The organism is Primorskyibacter flagellatus (assembly GCF_014638275.1).
GTDB classification, from domain to species: domain Bacteria; phylum Pseudomonadota; class Alphaproteobacteria; order Rhodobacterales; family Rhodobacteraceae; genus Pseudooceanicola; species Pseudooceanicola flagellatus_A.
This window is the reverse complement of record NZ_BMFJ01000001.1, coordinates 687012-704628: the sequence shown is the minus strand read 5'-3', so window position 1 is coordinate 704628 and position 17617 is coordinate 687012. Positions and strand designations below refer to the sequence as shown.

At 68.7% G+C, this 17617-nt stretch carries 18 protein-coding genes; 5 read left to right on the top strand and 13 right to left on the bottom strand.

Going from position 1 to position 17617, the window contains the following annotated elements:
* Positions 1-78: 78 nt before the first annotated feature.
* Genes IEV87_RS03530 through phnG form a run of 3 tightly spaced genes read right to left on the bottom strand, consistent with a single transcriptional unit; the run spans position 79 to position 2185 of the window.
* The gene (locus IEV87_RS03530) at positions 79-1170 is read right to left on the bottom strand and encodes a carbon-phosphorus lyase complex subunit PhnI (protein WP_188476291.1); all 1092 of its coding nucleotides are present in this window, start codon (positions 1168-1170) and stop codon (positions 79-81) included.
* Entirely contained in the window at positions 1170-1730 is a 561-nt protein-coding gene (gene phnH / locus IEV87_RS03525; RefSeq protein WP_188476290.1) for a phosphonate C-P lyase system protein PhnH, read from the bottom strand. The genes IEV87_RS03530 and phnH overlap by 1 nt, the downstream gene beginning before the upstream one ends.
* Complete coding sequence (gene phnG, locus IEV87_RS03520; protein ID WP_188476289.1) at positions 1730-2185, bottom strand: phosphonate C-P lyase system protein PhnG; 456 nt, start codon at positions 2183-2185, stop codon at positions 1730-1732. The genes phnH and phnG overlap by 1 nt, the downstream gene beginning before the upstream one ends.
* A 96-nt stretch (positions 2186-2281) precedes the next feature.
* On the opposite strand from phnG, the gene phnF reads away from it, so the two are divergent.
* The gene (phnF, locus tag IEV87_RS03515; protein WP_188476288.1) at positions 2282-3055 is read left to right on the top strand and encodes a phosphonate metabolism transcriptional regulator PhnF; all 774 of its coding nucleotides are present in this window, start codon (positions 2282-2284) and stop codon (positions 3053-3055) included.
* A gap of 122 nt (positions 3056-3177) precedes the next feature.
* Positions 3178-4359: an alpha-D-ribose 1-methylphosphonate 5-triphosphate diphosphatase gene (locus IEV87_RS03510; RefSeq protein ID WP_188476287.1), complete on the top strand. Its 1182-nt coding sequence runs from the start codon at positions 3178-3180 to the stop codon at positions 4357-4359.
* A gap of 75 nt (positions 4360-4434) precedes the next feature.
* Here IEV87_RS03510 and IEV87_RS03505 read toward each other — a convergent pair whose 3' ends face one another.
* The 6 genes from IEV87_RS03505 to phnC all read right to left on the bottom strand — a co-directional run bounded on the left by IEV87_RS03505 (position 4435) and on the right by phnC (position 10075).
* Positions 4435-5052, bottom strand: a complete 618-nt coding sequence (locus tag IEV87_RS03505) for a chloramphenicol acetyltransferase (RefSeq protein WP_188476286.1) — start codon at positions 5050-5052, stop codon at positions 4435-4437.
* A gap of 145 nt (positions 5053-5197) precedes the next feature.
* Entirely contained in the window at positions 5198-5914 is a 717-nt protein-coding gene (locus tag IEV87_RS03500) for a VPLPA-CTERM sorting domain-containing protein (RefSeq protein ID WP_188476285.1), read from the bottom strand.
* Positions 5915-6046: 132 nt separating this feature from the next.
* On the bottom strand, positions 6047-7372 hold the full coding sequence (gene phnE / locus IEV87_RS03495; RefSeq protein ID WP_188476284.1) for a phosphonate ABC transporter, permease protein PhnE: 1326 nt from the start codon (positions 7370-7372) through the stop codon (positions 6047-6049).
* Positions 7369-8238: a phosphonate ABC transporter, permease protein PhnE gene (phnE, locus tag IEV87_RS03490; protein WP_188476283.1), complete on the bottom strand. Its 870-nt coding sequence runs from the start codon at positions 8236-8238 to the stop codon at positions 7369-7371. Before phnE (IEV87_RS03490) ends, phnE (IEV87_RS03495) begins: the two co-directional genes overlap by 4 nt.
* Before the next feature lie 66 nt (positions 8239-8304).
* Positions 8305-9207, bottom strand: coding sequence for a phosphonate ABC transporter substrate-binding protein (gene phnD / locus IEV87_RS03485; protein WP_188476282.1), 903 nt, complete (start codon positions 9205-9207; stop codon positions 8305-8307).
* A 58-nt stretch (positions 9208-9265) separates the two neighbouring features.
* Positions 9266-10075: a phosphonate ABC transporter ATP-binding protein gene (gene phnC, locus IEV87_RS03480; protein ID WP_188476281.1), complete on the bottom strand. Its 810-nt coding sequence runs from the start codon at positions 10073-10075 to the stop codon at positions 9266-9268.
* Between the two features lie 218 nt (positions 10076-10293).
* On the opposite strand from phnC, the gene IEV87_RS03475 reads away from it, so the two are divergent.
* The gene (locus tag IEV87_RS03475; RefSeq protein WP_188476280.1) at positions 10294-10596 is read left to right on the top strand and encodes an antibiotic biosynthesis monooxygenase family protein; all 303 of its coding nucleotides are present in this window, start codon (positions 10294-10296) and stop codon (positions 10594-10596) included.
* Positions 10597-10657: 61 nt separating this feature from the next.
* Here IEV87_RS03475 and IEV87_RS03470 read toward each other — a convergent pair whose 3' ends face one another.
* Positions 10658-12448, bottom strand: coding sequence for a sensor histidine kinase (locus IEV87_RS03470; protein ID WP_188476279.1), 1791 nt, complete (start codon positions 12446-12448; stop codon positions 10658-10660).
* Positions 12449-12508: 60 nt separating this feature from the next.
* Between IEV87_RS03470 and IEV87_RS03465 the strand changes: the two genes are divergently transcribed.
* Positions 12509-13717, top strand: coding sequence for a cytochrome P450 (locus tag IEV87_RS03465; protein ID WP_188476278.1), 1209 nt, complete (start codon positions 12509-12511; stop codon positions 13715-13717).
* A 170-nt stretch (positions 13718-13887) separates the two neighbouring features.
* On the opposite strand, the gene IEV87_RS03460 is transcribed toward IEV87_RS03465, so the two are convergent.
* From IEV87_RS03460 to IEV87_RS03450, 3 genes are all read right to left on the bottom strand, one after another.
* Entirely contained in the window at positions 13888-14853 is a 966-nt protein-coding gene (locus IEV87_RS03460) for a LysR family transcriptional regulator (protein ID WP_188476277.1), read from the bottom strand.
* A 4-nt stretch (positions 14854-14857) separates the two neighbouring features.
* Positions 14858-15415, bottom strand: a complete 558-nt coding sequence (gene phaR, locus IEV87_RS03455) for a polyhydroxyalkanoate synthesis repressor PhaR (RefSeq protein ID WP_188476276.1) — start codon at positions 15413-15415, stop codon at positions 14858-14860.
* Between the two features lie 141 nt (positions 15416-15556).
* A complete protein-coding gene (locus IEV87_RS03450; protein ID WP_188476275.1) occupies positions 15557-16159 on the bottom strand; it encodes a pyridoxamine 5'-phosphate oxidase family protein in 603 nt (200 codons plus the stop codon).
* A gap of 137 nt (positions 16160-16296) precedes the next feature.
* Here IEV87_RS03450 and IEV87_RS03445 point away from each other — a divergent pair, with 137 nt between their 5' ends.
* The gene (locus IEV87_RS03445; protein ID WP_188476274.1) at positions 16297-17589 is read left to right on the top strand and encodes a hypothetical protein; all 1293 of its coding nucleotides are present in this window, start codon (positions 16297-16299) and stop codon (positions 17587-17589) included.
* Positions 17590-17617 lie beyond the last annotated feature (28 nt).

Genomic DNA, 17617 nt, shown 5'->3' with positions numbered 1-17617 from the left:
ACTCCCTAACAACTCGCGTGAAGCAGTCCCCTCCCCCTGCGAGGGGGAGGGTTAGGGAGGGGGTCGCAACGCCGCCGTTCACTCCGCCGCCTCCCGCTTCTCGCCAACCATCGCCTCGCGCCGCAGCTTCCGCACCAGTTCCAGCTCCGACTGGAAATCCACGTAATGCGGCAGCTTGATATGCTCCAGAAACCCGGTCGCCTGGATATTGTCCGAATGATAAAGGACGAATTCCTCGTTCTGCGCGGGGGCACCGACGTTGTCCTCGCCCAACTCCTCCCACCTCAGCGCCCGGTCGACCAGCGCCATGGAGATCGCCTTGCGCTCCGTCTGCCCGAAGACCAGCCCGTAGCCGCGCGTGAACTGCGGCGGCTCCGACTTCGACCCGGTGAACTGGTTCACCGTCTCGCATTCCGTCAGCACCACCTCGCCGATCTCGACCGAGAAGCCAAGCTCCGGCACCTCCATCTCCACCGGCACCGTGCCGATGCGCAGTTCACCCACGAAGGGATGGTTGCGCCCGTAGCCGCGCTGCGTCGAATAGGCCATGCCAAGCACAAAGCCCTCGTCCCCCCGTGTCAGTGCCTGCAACCGCAGGGGACGGCCCGCGGGCAGTTCCAGCGGCTCCCGCGTCAGGTCGCGCGGGCGGTCGTCCTCGGGCACATGCTCTTCCTGGATCAGCCCCTCGGCGTTCAGGAACGCCGTCACATGCGGCGTCTCCGCCTCGCGTGGCGCGCCCGTGGCGGCCTCCTCCACCAGCCCCTCCGCCTCCAGCGCGAAATCCAGCAGGCGGTGCGTATAGTCGAAGGTCGGCCCCAGCACCTGCCCCCCCGGCGCATCCTTGAAGGTCGCCGAAACGCGGCGGTCGCAGGCCATCCGCCCGGTCTCCACCGGCTCCGAATAACCAAAGCGGGGCAGCGTGGTGCGATAGGCGCGGATCAGGAAAATCGCCTCGATCAGGTCGCCCCGGCTCTGCTTGATCGCCAGCGCGGCGAGGTCGGGATCATAGAGAGACCCTTCCGCCATCACCCGGTTGACCGCCAGAGCCAGCTGCTCCCGGATCTGCGCCACCGACAGCTCCGCGACCGAGACATCGCCGCGTCGCTCCTCCGCCAGCCAGGCATGGGCATTGTCGATCGCCCGCTCGCCGCCCTTGACCGCCACATACATCAGGACACCTTCGTCGATCTCGGCAGCGCGGCCAGCGCCCCGCCACAGGTGAAATAGAAATCCAGCCCGAGCGGATAGCGCGCGGCGTTGGCCCGGAACGCCTCCCTCTCCGGCAGGTTCAGCGCCGCACGGTCCCGGATGCCCGGCCCCCGCAGCTCCGCCCCCGCCGCGGCCAGCTCCGCCATCTCAACGATCAGCGTGGCCGAGCGGTCGGGATATTCTGCCGTGCCGACCGGGAAGCGGGACAGCGGCAGCGCCTCCCAGGTGCCAAGCGCGAACATCGCGTCTTCCGGCCCGACCAGCGGCGCGCCTGTGTGGAAGGTGATCCACCCCCGTACCGCCGCCGTGTCATGCGCCCCGGCCAGATGCACCGGCGTTTCAGGATCGCAGAGCGTCAGGATCAGGGTGGAGGCCGCAACCGACAGGGGCGCCGGCCCCGCCGCGCCCGCGACGACCTCGATCGTGCCGGGCCGCGCCATCGCGTTCATCGCCGCGCGGAACGCCAGCGACGCCTGCACCGGCACGTCGGAAAACCCGCCTTCAAGAGACAGCGCTTCCATCATTCCCCCCTGACCATGGTAAAGAAATCCACCTTCGTCGCCGCCGCCTTCGCCGCACGCACACGCGCCCGTTCCTTGGCCGCCGCCGCCAACGGGTCCAGCACCGCCGCCCGAACCGCCCCGGCCTCGTCCCCCTGCATCAGGGCATCGCACAGCGCCGCGACCTCGGCCTTCCTGCGGTCCCGTCCCTGCACCACCGCGTGGCCGACCCGCCCGTCCGCCAGCTTCAGCGAACAGCGCGTCACCGTCATCTCGCCCAGGTTGAACGCCGCGCCAACCGCCCCGGCCCGGCCGCGCACCATGACGCCCCCGACTTCCGGAGCGCGCAGCCAGGTAAAGGCGGGTGCCATTCCCGCCGCGTCCCACTGCGCGAGCAGTTCGGCCGCTGCGGACCGGGCCAGAAGCCCCATCCAGCCCCGGCGTTCCGCGTTTTCGTCCCTGGTGAAATCTTTCATCTAGACACCTTGCTGATTTGTCTAAACTACTATACAACTAGACAAGTCACTACGCCAAAGCGCCGAGTCGCACAACCCCCGAAGGGTGAAACTTTCATGACAGGCCAGACGCCGCCGCCCGACACGCAGGTCCCCGCGCAGCACCCCGCACAACCGAAGACCCCGCTCTGGAAATCCATCGCCGCGACCCTGACCGAGGACATCGCGGAGGGACGCTACATCCCAGGCGACAAGCTGCCGACCGAGGCGCAGCTCGCCGCGCGCTTCGGCGTCAACCGGCACACGGTGCGCCACGCCCTCAAGGACCTCTCCGACCTCGGCCTGATCCTCTCCCGGCGCGGCGCGGGCGTCTTTGTCCGTCAGAAACCCGCCGACTACCCGCTCGGCCGCCGCGTCCGCTTTCACCAGAACATCCGCGCCGCCGGGCGCCTGCCCTCGCGCCGGTTGCTGACCCACGAAACCCGCGCCGCCGATGCGGAGGAGGCCGCCGCGCTCGCCCTGCCCGCCGGCGCACCGATCCATGTCGCCGAAGGCCTGTCGCTGGCCGACGGCCTGCCGGTCGCCTATTTCCGGTCCGCCTTCCCCGCCGACCGCCTTCCGGACATGCTGACCCGGCTGGCCGAACTGTCCTCCGTCACCGCGGCGCTGAAGGCCTGCGGCGTGCCCGACTACACCCGCACCTCAACCCGCATCACCGCCCGCCGCGCGACCGCCACGCTTGCCCTGCACCTGCAGTGCCGCGAAGGCGACCCGGTCCTGCGCACCGTCTCCGTCAGCCACGACCCCGACGGACAGCCTGTCGAATACGGCCGCACCTGGTTCGCCGCCGACCGCGTGACCCTGACACTGGGTCCCGGCGACGCGGAATGACCACAAACCATGCGCTCCCGCATGTGTGAACGCCCCGTCACATGCGCCTCCGCGCATTTGTCACGCACCCGATACAAAATAGGGTTATTTTAAAGGCCAAACAGGAAGAACAGGCGAATCCGATGCCCATGTCCCAACCCGCTCTGCGCTTTACCGGCGCCGAGGTTCTCCGCGACGGGGAACTGCAGTTGCGCTCCGTCGCGATTGCCGAGGGCCGGATCACGCGCGGTCCCCTGCCCGAGGTCAACCTGACCGGCTACATGATCCTGCCGGGCATCATCGACCTGCACGGCGACGCCTTTGAACGCCATATCGCGCCGCGCCCCTCCGCCCCCTTCCCCTCGGCCACCGGCCTGCGCGCGACCGACCGTGACGCCGCCGCCAACGGCGTGACCACCGCCTACATGGCGCAGAGCTGGAGCTGGGAAGGCGGCAAGCGCGGCCCCGACTACGCCGTGGCGATGATGCAGGCCCTGCAGGACTACCGCCCGCAGGCCCTGACCGACCTGCGCCTGCAGATCCGCTGCGAGACCCACACCGTCGATACCGGCGACCGCCTGCTCTCGGCGATCGAAACCTACGGCATCGACTACGTCATCTTCAACAACCACCTCGACCAGGCCGACCACATGGCCGCCTACCGGCCTGAGGAGATATACGCCTGGGCCAAGGGCGCCGGCCGCACGTCCGAGGAACACCTCGCCATCATCCGCGAGGCGCACCGCCAGAAGACCCAGGTTCCACGCTACCTCTGCAAGCTGGCTGACCGCTTCGACGCGCTTGGCGTGACCTACGGCAGCCACGACGACCCCGACGGCGAAACGCGCGAGATGTTCTCGATGATCGGCGCGAAGATCGCCGAGTTCCCGACCGCCCGCTCCGCCGCCGCCCTCGCCCGCGCCGTTGGCGACCCGGTCCTCATGGGCGCGCCGAACGTGGTGCGCGGCGGGTCCCAGTCCGGCAACATCGCGGCCGAGGACCTGATCCGCATGGGGCTCTGCGATGCGCTGGTGTCGGACTACTACTACCCCGCCCTTCACCTCGCCGCCTTCCACCTCGCGGACGAGGGCATCATGCCCTTTGCCCGGGCCTGGGCGATGATCTCCGAGACTCCGGCGCGCATCCTCCGCCTGCCCGACCGCGGGCGGCTCGACCCCGGCCGCCGCGCCGACATGACCATCGTCAACACCGAAACCCGCGCGATCGAGGCGACGATCTCCGGCGGCCGCATCGCCTATCTCGCCGGAGAGGCCGCGCATCGTTTCGCCTGGTCGGGACTCGGCACGGCGCTGGCCGCGGAATGACCCGCCCCTCCTCTTCGGTTTAGGAAATATCCTCGGGGGAGTCGCGCGGCACGCGCGGCGGGGGCGGACAGCCCCCTAGCCGTCATGCTTCTCCAGAAACGCCTCCGCACTCAGCGCCCGGAAATCCGCAAGCGCCCCGCGCAGCCGGTCATGGCTCCAGTCCCACCAGGCCAGCGCGATCAACCGCTCCGCCACCGCCACCGGCTGCCGCCGCCGGATCATCTTCGCCGGGGTTCCCGCGACGATCACATAGGGTTCCACGTCCTTCGTCACGATGGCCCCCGACGCGATCACCGCACCGTCGCCGACCGTCACCTCCGGCTTCACCATGCAGTTGTGCCCGAGCCAGGTGTCATGCCCGATCACCGCCCGCCGCGACCGGCGGTGCGCAAAGAAATCCGCATCATCCTCCGCATCGTCCCAGTAGTCGGCAGAGCGGTAGAGGAAATGGTGACAGGCGGCCGTATGCAGCGGGTGATCCGTCGCCCCGATCCGCGTGAAGGCGGCGATATTGGCGAACTTGCCGATGCTCGCATTGGCGATGTCGGCGTAGCGGTCGCAGTAGGAATAATCCCCGAACGCCGAATACGCGATGCGGGACCCCTGCCCCACCTCCGTGAACCGCCCGAAGGTCGACTCGGTGATGGAACAGCCGTCGTGGATGAAAGGCGTGTCTTCAGTCAGTCTGGGCAAGGTCCCGCTCCTGTGCCGCCGCGACGAACCGCGCGGCGGGATGAGCCGACCTTTTGGCGCTGCAATGTGAAACATCCGTGACAGCCCGCGCCGAAACGGCACGGACCGTCCGTCTTGTTCAGCTCAGCCAGACGGCCGCCGGGCTTCAGAACCGCCCGCCGCGCCGCCGCAGCAGTCCGGCACCGGCCAGACCCGACGCCAGCAGCACCAGCCCCGCCGGAAGCGGCACGTTCGGCGGAGGCGTGTCCGACACGTCGACGAAGCCTGTCAGCGTCTCGCCCGGATCGCCGCTGACCTCGCCCGCGAAGAGGAAGAGTGAGGACCCGACCGGCACCTCGGGGCTGAAGATCGCGGTCAGCCTGCCGCCGTCGCCAAGCGTCAGGCTCCCGGTGCCGAAGAACACCCCGTCGATGGAGTCGAGCGTCGCCCAGCCCTCGTCCACGGTCGAGGCATCCGAGGACCCGTTGGTCGGCCCGCCCGAAGGCGACGGCGGCGCAAAGCTGCCCGACCGCGTCGTTCCGGCCGTGAACAGGAAGCTGCTGGCGAAAATCCGGTCGGCGGTCGTGGTCAGCAGGCCGTCGAGGTCGAGGAAGATCGCGTCGAGGTCGAAGCCCGAATAGATCCCGGTCGATCCGCCGAAGCCGGACCCGGAATCCCGCACCGTGACCGCGACGATCTCGGTCAGGCCCAGCCCCGTCAGGTCGGCGCGGAACATCCGTGTCGACGTCGCCGTCCCGGTGGTGTCGATGCCTTCGTCGGTGAATGTGGGCGACACGCTGGCCGCATGGCCCGCACCCGTCATAGCGCCCGTCAATGCCAAGGTCGCGGCCAGGGCGAGGCCGCTGTGTTTCAAGGTCTTCATAACAAATCTCCTGGTGTCAAATCGGACCCGGACTCAGCCGGCTCCGCACAGGAGGGTAACACCATTGTCCTCGTCACCGAAACAATTGTTGACCCTGGGTCAGGTCGCGCGGCGCGTCGGCGGGATCCCGCCTCAGTGCCCCTCGCCGTCCCCGGCGATCAGCCTGCGACGGACCCAGCCGGAAAACCAGTCCATCGCGAAGACCATCAGCACGACGAGGACGATGTAGTAGGTCACCTCTTCCCAGTCCTTCTGGGTGATCATCGCCTGCGTCAGCAGCAACCCGATCCCGCCGCCCGTGATCGCGCCGATCACCGTGGCCGACCGTGTGTTGGATTCGAAGAAGTAGAGCACCTGTGACAGCAGCACCGGCGTCACCTGCGGGATCACCCCGAACCGGTAGCGCTGCACCGGTTTGGCCCCGACCGAGGACAGCCCCTCGATCTGCTTGCCGTCCACGTTCTCCAGCGCCTCCGAGAACATCTTGCCGAAGCTGCCGGTGTCGGTGACGAGGATTGCCAGCGCCCCGGTCAGCGGCCCCGGCCCGAAGGCACGGGCCAGCACGATGGTCCAGATCAGCGCGTCCACGCCGCGGAACAGGTCGAACAGCCGCCGGAAGGCCTGCCGCACCAGCATCAGCGGCGCGAAGTTCTTCGCGGCGAGGAAAGCCAGCGGCAGCGCCACGATCGCCGCCCCGAAGGTGCCGAGGAACGCCATCAGCACCGTCTCGAACAGCGCCCATGCGACAGAGGCATGCATCCACATCGGATTGTACCAGAAGTCGTGCCAGATGCCCGCCGCCTCACCGTTCAGGGCAAGGCTCAGCAGCTCTCCCGGCCCCTTGCCGTGATACGGGCTGTCAAGCGTGAAGAAGAACAGCTCCCACCCCGTCGTGTAACGGAACAGTTCGGTCCGGTTGCGGGTGATGGTCAGCCGGCCTTCGTCCGTGGTGATCGCCACGCGGTTCTTCGACGCATTGATCCACTCCGGCAGGTCGCCGGGCGGGAACGTCGCATTAGCCCCGCCGTCGCCGGGCCGCGCGGTGACAAGGCCGTAGCCCGGGATGTCATAGGACACCTCCTCCGGCCCGAAGGTGACAAGCCCGCCCCCGGCCAGCCGGATCTCCGTCACTTCGCCAAGCGTGACCCAGTCCGGCGACGCGCCCTCCGGATAGGCCCCCTTGCGCTCCCCCTCCACGGCGATGGAGACCTCCGCGCTGCGGTTGTCCCGCGTCACATGGGTCTTGTAGGAATAGCTGTCGCGCAGCAGGGTCTGGCCGTTCTCGGGGCTGGCGGTGCGGATCAGCCCCGGCACGTCGAAGGCGAAGAAGGCGTAGGTCAGGTAGGCCAGCACGATCAGCGGCAGCGCGAAGGACCACGTCCGTTTGGTGCGGAACAGCGCGCTGGCCTGCCGCTTGAGGTCGCCGTTCAGGGCCGAGGGGTCAGCGGTCATCGTCATGCCAGCATCTCCACCCGGCGGCCATGGGTCAGGCGGTCGCGGAACCACGAAGAGGTCTGGTCCACCACCACGATGGTCGTGAACAGCATCAGGAAGATCGCCGCGCTCTCGTCATACTTGCCCTGCCCCCAGCTCATCGCGTTCTTCAGCTCGTACCCGATCCCGCCCGCGCCGACAAAGCCGAGGATGGCAGAGGCGCGGATGTTGATCTCGAACCGCAGCAGCGCATAGGACAGGTAGTTTGGCGCCACCTGCGGCACCACGCCCAGCACCATCTGCTGCGTCCAGTTGGCGCCGACGGAGGCCAGCCCCTCGACCGGCTTGAGCGAGGCATTCTCGTTCACCTCGGAAAACAGCTTGCCGAGCGCGCCGGTCGTGTGGAAGGCAATCGCGATCATCGCCGGGACCGGCCCGCCGCCCAGCACGAAGATCAGCACCAGCGCAATGACGATCTCGGGCACCGCCCGCATCACGTCCATGATCCGCCGGAACACCGGGATCAGCGCCGGCCAGCGCGCCATGCCGCGGGTCGCCAGCATCGACAGGACCATCCCGCCAAGCGCCCCGGTCAGGGTGGACACCGCGGCGATGTTGAGCGTTTCGACAAGCGCCGGAAAGTAGGTCACGACATGGCCCGGCAGTTCCGCGGCCTTGTCCACCGCCTCGGCCACCACGGTTTTCGGAAAGTCCAGAACCCGGTGCAGCCCGGACCAGAACCCGCCCGCATTGCGCGAATCCGCCAGCATGAAGCCCGAGGTCATGAGCGCCACGAAGATCGCCAGCAGGATGCCGGAATAAAGGCGTTTGCGGCGTGTCAGCGCGATATAGTCATCGTGGATCAGGCGGATGCCCGTGGCGTCTGACATGTCGGAAAGGCCCCTGCAAAGGAACGGCGGGCCCCGGTCAGGGACCCGCCGGAGGATCGGATGGGATCAGTTGGACTTCGACTTGCGGGCCGCGACGATGGAGTCGTAGGCCTCGTGGGTGATCGGCTTGAAGCCAAGCGATTCACCGGCAGAGATGTTGTAGGTGCAGTCCTTGTCCATCTCGTACATGCCTTCGACGAGGTCGGTCATCTTGACCTTGACCTCTTCCGGCAGGGCGGTGCGCAGGACGACCGGACCCTCGGGGATCTCTTTCGACCGCCAGATTTCGACCAGGTCGTTCATGTCGATCAGGCCGGCATCGACCGCCTTGCGCAGTGCGCCGGAGTTGAAGCCGTCTTCCCAGTTGCCCTGGCCGTCGGCCCAGGTCACGCCGCCGTCCACATCGCCGTTGTTCACCGCGACGATGGTCTGCTCGTGACCGCCGGTGAAGACGACCTCACCGAAATACGCGCCGTTCTCCATGGTGGAGCCGGTCTGCTGCGGGATCTCGATCGACGGGATCAGGTAGCCGGAGGTGGAGTTCGGGTCGCCGAAGCCGAACTTCTTGCCCTTCATGTCCTCCAGCGAGGTGATGCCGCTGTCCTTGCGGGCAAACCCGATGGAGTGGTAGCCGATGGAACCGTCCACGTTCACCTTGACCAGAACCGGGGTCACGGCCTCAGGATCGTCGAGGTAGATCTTGGCATAGCCCGAAGCACCCAGCCACGCCATGTCCAGTGTACCGCCCAGCAGGCCCTGGATCACGCCGTCATAGTCGGCCGGGGCAAACAGCTTGACGGGAACGCCAAGCGCTTCCTCGGTGTAGGTCTTCAGGCATTCGTGGTTGTTCAGCCGGTCCTGGGCGTTTTCCCCGCCGAGGATGCCGATGCGGAACTCGGTCACGTCCTGCGCCAGAACGGGCTGGACGAGGGCGGTGGTTGCCAGTGCGGCGGCGATCAGTCTTTTCATCAGGTATGCTCCCATAGTGAAAACCCCGCCGCTTCAGGCGACGGGGGCAGATGAAACTTCAGGCGTGGACGGGTGCGACCTTCGCGCGGGTCAGCGCGTCGATCTGGGTGGAGGTCGCCTCTTCCGAGAACGACGCATCCGCCCCGTAGATGTCGCGGGCGGTGCCGGTGGTCAGCTGTTCCGGCGTGCCGTCGAAGACGATGCGCCCGTGCAGCATGCCGATCACCCGGTCGCAGTAGCGCCGCGCGGTGTCCAGCGTGTGCAGGTTGGCGATGACGGTGCGCCCGTCCTCCTCGTGGATGCGGCGCAGCGCGTCCATGACGATCTGCGCGTTCATCGGGTCGAGCGAAGCGATCGGTTCATCGGCGAGGATGATCTTCGGATCCTGCATCAGGGCCCGCGCGATGGCGACCCGCTGCTGCTGCCCGCCCGACAGCGCCTCCGCCCGTTTCGGCGCGTGCTCGGCAATGCCGAGCCGGTCAAGGATGTCGATGGCGCGATGGATGTCCGCATCCGGATACAGGTTGAACAGCGTCGCCAGGGTGGACCGTTTGTTCAGCGTCCCGTGCAGCACGTTCGACACCACGTCCATGCGCGGCACCAGGTTGAACTGCTGGAAGATCATCGCGCAGTCGGCCTGCCATTCGCGCTTGGCCGCGCCGCGCAGCGCGGTGACCTCGCGCCCCTCGAAACGGATCGCGCCCGAGGTATGGTCGGTCAGCCGGTTCAGCATCCGCAGAAGCGTCGACTTACCCGCACCGGAGCGGCCGATGATCCCGATCATCATCGGGCGGTCGACGGAGATGCTGGCAGAGTCCACGGCGGTCTTCCCGCCGAACGTCTTCGTCAGCTTCTCGATTGTCAGCACGCCCTGTCCCCCGGTTTTGCTGCCCGAACTTTGCTGCCCGAACTTTGCTGAACGGGTTGCTAGGGCCGTGCCGCTAAGGAAATGTATCGGTTCCGCGAAACTTTTGTGACGCGCCCGTCCCGGCCCGGAACGCCACCCGTCCCTGCCCGTTTCGCAGGCACATGCTTGCCGCCGGGCCACCGCGCGCCATAGCCTGTCGGGACAGGAGGACCAGAGCCATGATCGTCGTCACCTTCCGCGCGCACCGCACCGAAGCCGGGGACGGCCCCGCCTATTACGACGCGCTCGCAAGGATGGAAGCCATTGCCACCACCCTGCCCGGCTACATCTTTCACAAGGCCTACCGGGCCGAGGACGGCGAACGCCTCACCTTCTTCCAGTGGGAAAGCCTCGAAACCCTCGACGCCTGGGCCCGCCACCCCGACCATGTCGCCACCAAGCGCCTTGGCCGGGCAGAGCTCTACGCCGACTACCATCTCCAGGTCTGCGAGGTCCTGCGCGAGTCCCGCTTCAACCGCTGACCCGCCCCCTTCTTTGGTTTCGCAAGTATCCCCGCCGGAGGCACGGCCCGCAGGGCCGCCCCTACTCCGCCGCCATCTCCTCCGGCACCGGCTCAAGCTCCACCACGAACTCCGCTCCGCCGCCGGGCAGGTTGGCGCCCCGGATCGCGCCGCCAAAGCTCTGCACCATCCCGTAGGAGATCGACAGTCCCAGGCCCATGCCCTCGGCCGCCCCCGCCTCCTTGGTGGTGTAGTATGGGTCGAAGATCCGCTCGGGCTGCGCGATGCCCGCGCCGGTATCCGCCACCCGGATTGTCGGGCGCGGGCGGGCCGTCAGGGTCAGCCGCAGCACCCGCTCCTCCCGTCCCGCCATGGCGTCGGCGGCATTGGTGATGAGGTTCACCAGAACCTGCGCCAGCCGCACCTCTCCGGCCATCGCCATCACCGGCACCTCCGGCAGGTCCAGCGCGACGACGACGCCCTCCTTCGACAGCCGCGCCTCCGTCATCTCGAGCGCGGTCGCGATCACCTGGCTCAGGTCCACGCGCCGCGCCGGTTCGCTCTCCTGCCGGGCGAAGGCGCGCAGGTTGCGGATGATCCGGCCCATGCGCGCGGACAGCTCGGAGATCCGCGTCAGGTTGCCCGCCGCCTTCTCGGGCCGGTCGCGGGACAGGAACAGCGCTCCGTTCTCCGCGAACTGGTGGATCGCCATGAGCGGCTGGTTCAGCTCGTGCGCCAGCCCGGCGGACATCTGGCCAAGCGCGGACAGCTTGCCCGCCTGCACCAGCTCCGCCTGCGCCTTCTTCAGCGCCGCCTCCGCCTCCTGCCGTTCCGCCACCTCGCGCCGCAGCATCATGTTGGCGCCCGACAGCTCCGCGGTGCGGGCGGCCACCCGGCTTTCCAGCTGCGCGTTGGCCCGCGCCAGCACCCGCCGCCGCTCCGTCGCCCAGAAGATCACCGCGCCGAAGGACAGCATCACCAGCGCCGCCACCGCCGCCTGCAGCCGCGCCAGCCGCTGCGCGGTCGAGATGTCGATCAGCGCCGTCGCCTGCATGCCGACCTGCGGCAGGTCCTGCACCAGCCGCAGCGCGGGATCGGGGACATAGGCGCCCAGGTCGGCCCGCCAGATTTCCATCCCCCCGACTGTGCGCCGCGCCACCGGGACCGGCGGCGCATCGGGCGGACGGAACCCCTCCGCCCCCTCGCGCCAGAACAGCAGCTCCGACCGGTTGGTGACAAAGACCCGCCCCCCCGCGTCGGTGAAGTAGACGGCCGGACGCTGCCCCCGCCAGGCCAGTTCCACGTGATCCATGTCGACCGCCACCACCAACACGCCGCGCACCCCGCCACCCGGATCGAAACTCGGCGCGGCGAAAAGGTAGCTGCGCCGCTCCGGCTCTCCGGGCACGGCGGTCAGCAGCGCGCTGCCGGTGCCAAGCGCCCCGTCCAGCGCCCGCCGGAAGATCGGACCGGACCGCAGGGCCGCCATTTCCGTCTCCGGCAGGGTCAGCCGGTCCGCATCCGCCAGCACCCGCCCGTCGGCGGCAAGGAAGGTGAGGTTCAGTGCCGTGGTCCGGTCCGCCGCCGACAGCAGCAGCCGGTCCGCCCGCGCCCGCGCCTCCGCCCCCGCGCCACCCGGCTCCGTCAGCACGGCAAGGTCGGGATGCGACGACATCAGCACCGCAAGGTCCTGGTACCGCTGCAGCCGCCCGGTCAGCCGGTCGGCCGTCAGGGCGAGGTCGGACAGCCCGCGCTCGCGCAAGGGAACCAGCGCGCGGGCAAATCCGACATGCAGCACCCCCCAGGCCAGGGCCAGCGTCAGCAGCAGATACAGCATGATGACGGCCGCCCGCCGCCCGAACCCGCGTGTCATCCGCCCCTTATACCGGCGCCCCCCTTGCCTTGGGAAGCGTCCGCGCCCAATGATCCCGCCATGTCAGCCCGCCCGTCCCTTCCGGTCCTCTCGCAGTCCCCGACCGACCCCGCCTTCGTGCAGGACCCCTACACCGCCTATGCCCGCGCCCGCGCGCTCGGCCCGCTGGTCTGGTGGCAGGACTACGCCATGCCTGCCGCCTTCTCGCACGATGTGGTGACGGCCCTGCTGCGCGACCGCCGCTTCGGGCGCGAAATCCCGGCAGAGCTCGCCCGCCCCGTCCCCGACCACCTGCGGCCCTTCTACGCGATCGACGATCATTCGATGCTCGAGCTTGAACCGCCCCGGCACACCCGCCTGCGCGGGCTGGTGCTGCGCGCCTTCACTTCCCGCCGCATCGCCGCGCTGGAACCGGGGATCACAGCCCTCGCGCACCGCCTGATCGACGCGTTCCCGGAGGGGCCTTTCGACCTGCTGCCCGCCTTCGCCGCACCCCTGCCGGTGATCGTCATCGCCCGCCTTCTCGGCGTGCCGGAGGACCGGACGCCGGATCTCCTGCGCTGGTCCCACGCCATGGTCGCCATGTACCAGGCCCGCCGCGACCGCGCGGTGGAGGACGCCGCCGCCGAAGCCGCAGCAGCCTTCACCGATTTCCTGACCGCCTATGTCGCGGACCGCCGCGCCACCCCGCGCGACGATCTCATCACCGACCTGATCCGCGCCGAGGCGGACGGAGAGCGCCTCTCCACCGCGGAACTGATCGCCACCTGCATCCTGCTGCTCAATGCCGGTCACGAGGCCACGGTCCACACCATCGGCAACGGCGTCGCAGGGCTGCTGACCCGCCCGCTGCCCCTGCCGCTGCCGGAACTGCTGGACCCCGGACACATCGACGGCACGGTCGAGGAGATCCTGCGCCACGACCCGCCCCTTCACATGTTCACCCGCTACGCGCTCGAGGAGGTCGAGGTCTGCGGCCACCGTTTCGCCCGCGGCGACCGGGTGGCGCTGCTGCTCGCCGCCGCCAACCGCGATCCCGCCGCGTGGCCGGACCCCGACCGCTTCGACCCGCTGCGCCCGGTGCGCACCAATGCCAGCTTCGGCGGCGGGCTGCACTTCTGCCTTGGCGCGCCGCTGGCGCGGCTGGAACTGCGCACCGCCCTGCCCGTCCTGTTCCGGCGCTGCCCGACCCTGCGGCTGGAGCAACCGGCGCGGTACGCCAACACCTACCATTTCCACGGGCTGGAGCGTTTGATGGTGCGGGCGTGACCGGAGCCGGGCGGTCGGATCACCTGTCCCGCGGCGGCGATGTCGGGGCCGGGGTGGTGGGCTGAAAGCCCGCCCTACGCAAACGGTCGAGGGTCGCGCAGGGCGGGCTTCATCCCGCTAATATGGAACCGCCCCCGTGGGGTGCGTTTCCCCCCAACACCCGCCCCCGGTCACAACAACCGCAGCCGCGCGCTCAGATGCGGATACGCCTCCACCGCCGGTTTCACCACCACCTGCGCCAGCAAGTCCTTGAGCTCCGTGGCCACGACCCCCGGCACCTCCTCCAGAATCCCCTGCCGCGCCATCAGCACGATCCGCCGCGACACCGGCGCAAACGGCAGGTCCAGCAGGTCCAGCTCCGCAATCAGACGCCGCGCCCGCATCAGCGCCAGCGGCGGCAGGATCGTCCAGCCCACGCCCTGCCCGACCAGCGCGAGAATGGCGTGGTAGCTGTCCAGTTCGAACCGGTGCGCCAGCGTCAGATTCTGCTGCACCAGATGCGTCGCGATCAGCCGCCCCATGTGATGCCGCGTCGTGTACTGCACCAGCGGATGCGCCTTGAGCTGCGCCAGCGGATCGCCGCCCGGTTCGACCATCCCCTTCGGCGCCGCAACGACAAAGCCTTCCGACAGGATCGGATGCACCTCCGCCCAGGGCGGGGCCTCCCCCATCTCTGCCGTCACGATGACGTCCAGCGCCTCCGCCTCGACCTGGTCGTACAGCCAGTGCGACGCCTCGGTCTCCAGCAGGAACTGGCAGCCCTCAAGCCGGTCCGCCATGCGCACCAGCAGCTGCGGCGTCACGTCGGCTTCCAGATCGTCGATCACGCCAAGCCGCAGCCGCCGCAGCGCCGAACCGCCCGTCACCGCCAGCTCCGCCCGCGCCTGCGCCGCCTCGTTCAGGATCGACTGCGCCCGCCGCCGGAACGCCTCTCCCGCCGGGGTCAGCGTGACGGGCCGCGCGTTGCGCACCAGCAGGGTCACGCCAAGCGCGCCCTCGAGGTTCGTCAATTGCTGGGACACGGCCGAGGCGCTGGCCCCGAGCCGCCGTGCGGCGGCGGTGATCGACCGTTCCTCGGCCGTGGCCACAAACACCTCGATCCCCCAGAGCGTGATGCGGCCGGGGCTCGACTGCATGGGCTCAGCTCATCTTGTTCAGCTTGCTCTGAAGCTCGGCCAGCTGCTTCTTGATCGCGTCGAGGTCGTCGTCCTTGCCGCCCTTCTCGCCACCGCGCTCCTCCGCGCCGGGCATCTTCCAGTTGGCCATGCCGCCGGACATCGCCTTGAGGAACGCCTCCTGCTGCGCCTGCATGGCCTCGAACCCCGGCATCTTGGCCATCGGGTTCACGGCCTTCATGTTTTCCATCATCTTGGTCTGGCTCTCGCGCAGCATGTCGAAGCTCTGCGCCAGGAACTGCGGGACGATGGACTGCGCCTGCGTGGTATAGCTGCGCACCAGGTCGGTCAGCACGCCAAGCGGCAGGACGTTTTCGCCCCGGCTCTCGTGCTCGGCCACGATCTGCAGCAGGTACTGCCGGGTCAGGTCGTCGCCGGATTTCAGATCGACGATCTGCACCTCCCGGCCCTCGCGGATAAAGCCTGAGATGTCCTCCAGCGTCACGTAGTCGCTGGTCTCCGTATTGTAGAGACGACGGGACGCATAACGTTTGATGAGAAGCGGTTTTTCGGTGTCAGCCACGGGCCATCCCTCCCTATGCAGCAGTGCAGCACAGCCTAAGGCCGTGTCACCGAATTGCAAAGGAATTCTGGGAGACTACCCCGTTTGCATCTGCAAGACCGCCCGCCACCATACTGCGGCGTAGCCTGCGCCGGTGCCTCGTTACCACAGCCGGGACCGGGCGTACTCCGCATAGCCCGCGTCATAGGAGGCCCCGTCGAACCCGGCGTCGACCTCCCGTACGAAGTCCCCCGCGCTCGGCACCTCCGCGCTGCGGTCGCCCTCTGACCAAAGCTCCGACCGGATGATCGACTTGGCACACTGGAAATAGGCCTCCTCGACGGAAACGACGACAACCGTGCGGGGATGCCTGCCCTTCTGCTCGAAAGACCCGACCACCTCCGGATCGGCCGACACCACGGCTCGCCCGTTCACCCGCACCACGTTGGTACTGCCCGGCACCATGAACATCAGGCTCACCCGCGGGTCCCGCACGATATTGCGGAGCGAGTCGATCCGGTTGTTCCCCATCCAGTCCGGCAGGCTCAGCCGGTCGGGCGCGTCGATCCGCACCACCGGCCCGACATCCCCGCGCGGGCTGGCGTCCGTCCCCTCCGGCCCGACGGTGGACAGCACGACGAAGCGCGAGGCACTGATCCAGCGGTGGTAGGCCGGCGTGATCCGCGTGACCACCTTGTCGATGGAGCGCGGCACCGCCGCCCCGTAGATCGACTCGAGCGTTTCGATATCGGTGATGGTCTTCATGGGTCCCTCCAGTGCGATGCGGTCAGCCGGACACAATCGGTTGCGGATGTGGTGAACCCTCCGCCCGCCGGGGTCAATCGCCAAGTCACGCAGCGTCCGGACTTGATCGGCGGGCGCGGTCGCGCTCAGGGTTCGGCATGTTGAACCAGTTGGCCGGATACGCCTACCTCGTCTTTCTCGTGCTGGCCCCGTTCAGCCTGCTGCTTCCGGTCGGTCTGATGTGGCGTGTGGCCGCCTTGGCCGCACTGGCGCTGATCTGCGGAACGATCATCCGGCAGCCGATACACTGGACGGACATGAACGCAGGCGCGTCCATCGGAAAGTTCGTCCTGACGCTCTACGCCGCGGTGGCGCTTCTGATCTTTGTTGGCCGGCTGGTCTGGTCTGCGTGGAAATGCCGCCTGACCGTGACGGCATTGCGCGGCCCCGACACGCCCGCGCGCCGGGCGCTGGACCAAGCCGTCACGGCGCTTGCGGGACTGGTAGCCGGGCTGGTCCTGTCGGTGACGCTGGCGCGCCACCTCGCCGGAACAACCAGCGGACGCACGCTCGACCTTTCCGTTGCGGCGATCGGACTCGGCCTGGCTCTCGCCCTTGCCGCCCTCCTGCGCGGTCCGCTCCGTACCGCCGCCGTCGCTCTCAGCCTGACGGTTGGCGCGGTTGCGGGGTACGGCTCCACCCAGTCCGGCCGAATCCCGGTCAAGGCCGCCGCCCTCGCCGAAGGCAGACCATTCTGCCTCGCGTCCGGGCAAAGCGACGGCACCTTGAACAACCTCTCCCAGCTTGGCTTCTTCAGCTTGCCGAAGCGCCCCGGAACCCCGCACCTCGCGCTGCTGATCCGTGACGGCGAAAGGCTGGAGAAGTTCCACTGGTCCGTTCGCCTGCAGAGTTTCCGCCCCGGCCTGATCGACGACACCGGCACCTGCGACCCGCGCACCGACTTTGCCGCGGCCCTGCGGACCGGCGACATCCTCCCCCGCCGCGTCGCGGTCGGCGCGTCGGTCTTCACCGTGCCCGACACCGACACGATGCTGGCAACGCCCCGGCGCCTGACCCTCACCAGCCCCGTCCCGCCCGCGCCCGGCGGCATCGCCATCCCGCCCGGCATCACCCTGAGCTTTGACGACCGCCCCTACCCGCGCCTCCCCGATGCCCTGCCCCTGTCCGAGCTGCCCGGCTCCTCCGCGATCGACATCGACGCATTGGCCAGCGGAAAGGCCCGGCTCCATGTCGTCGGGCCCGACGACCGGGGCCGGGATATACGGATCGACTGTCTCATGGGCGCATGGGCCGACCGGCTCTGCGAGGTGCAGGTCACCGAAGGTCGGGCGCGCATCACCTTCCGCATGCCGGTCATGCACCTGCAGGACTGGTCCCGCGCCGCGGACCACGTCACCGCACTGTTCGACGCGATGAAGGACCCCCGCTGATCCCGCCGCACCGCAACAGGACTGTTTC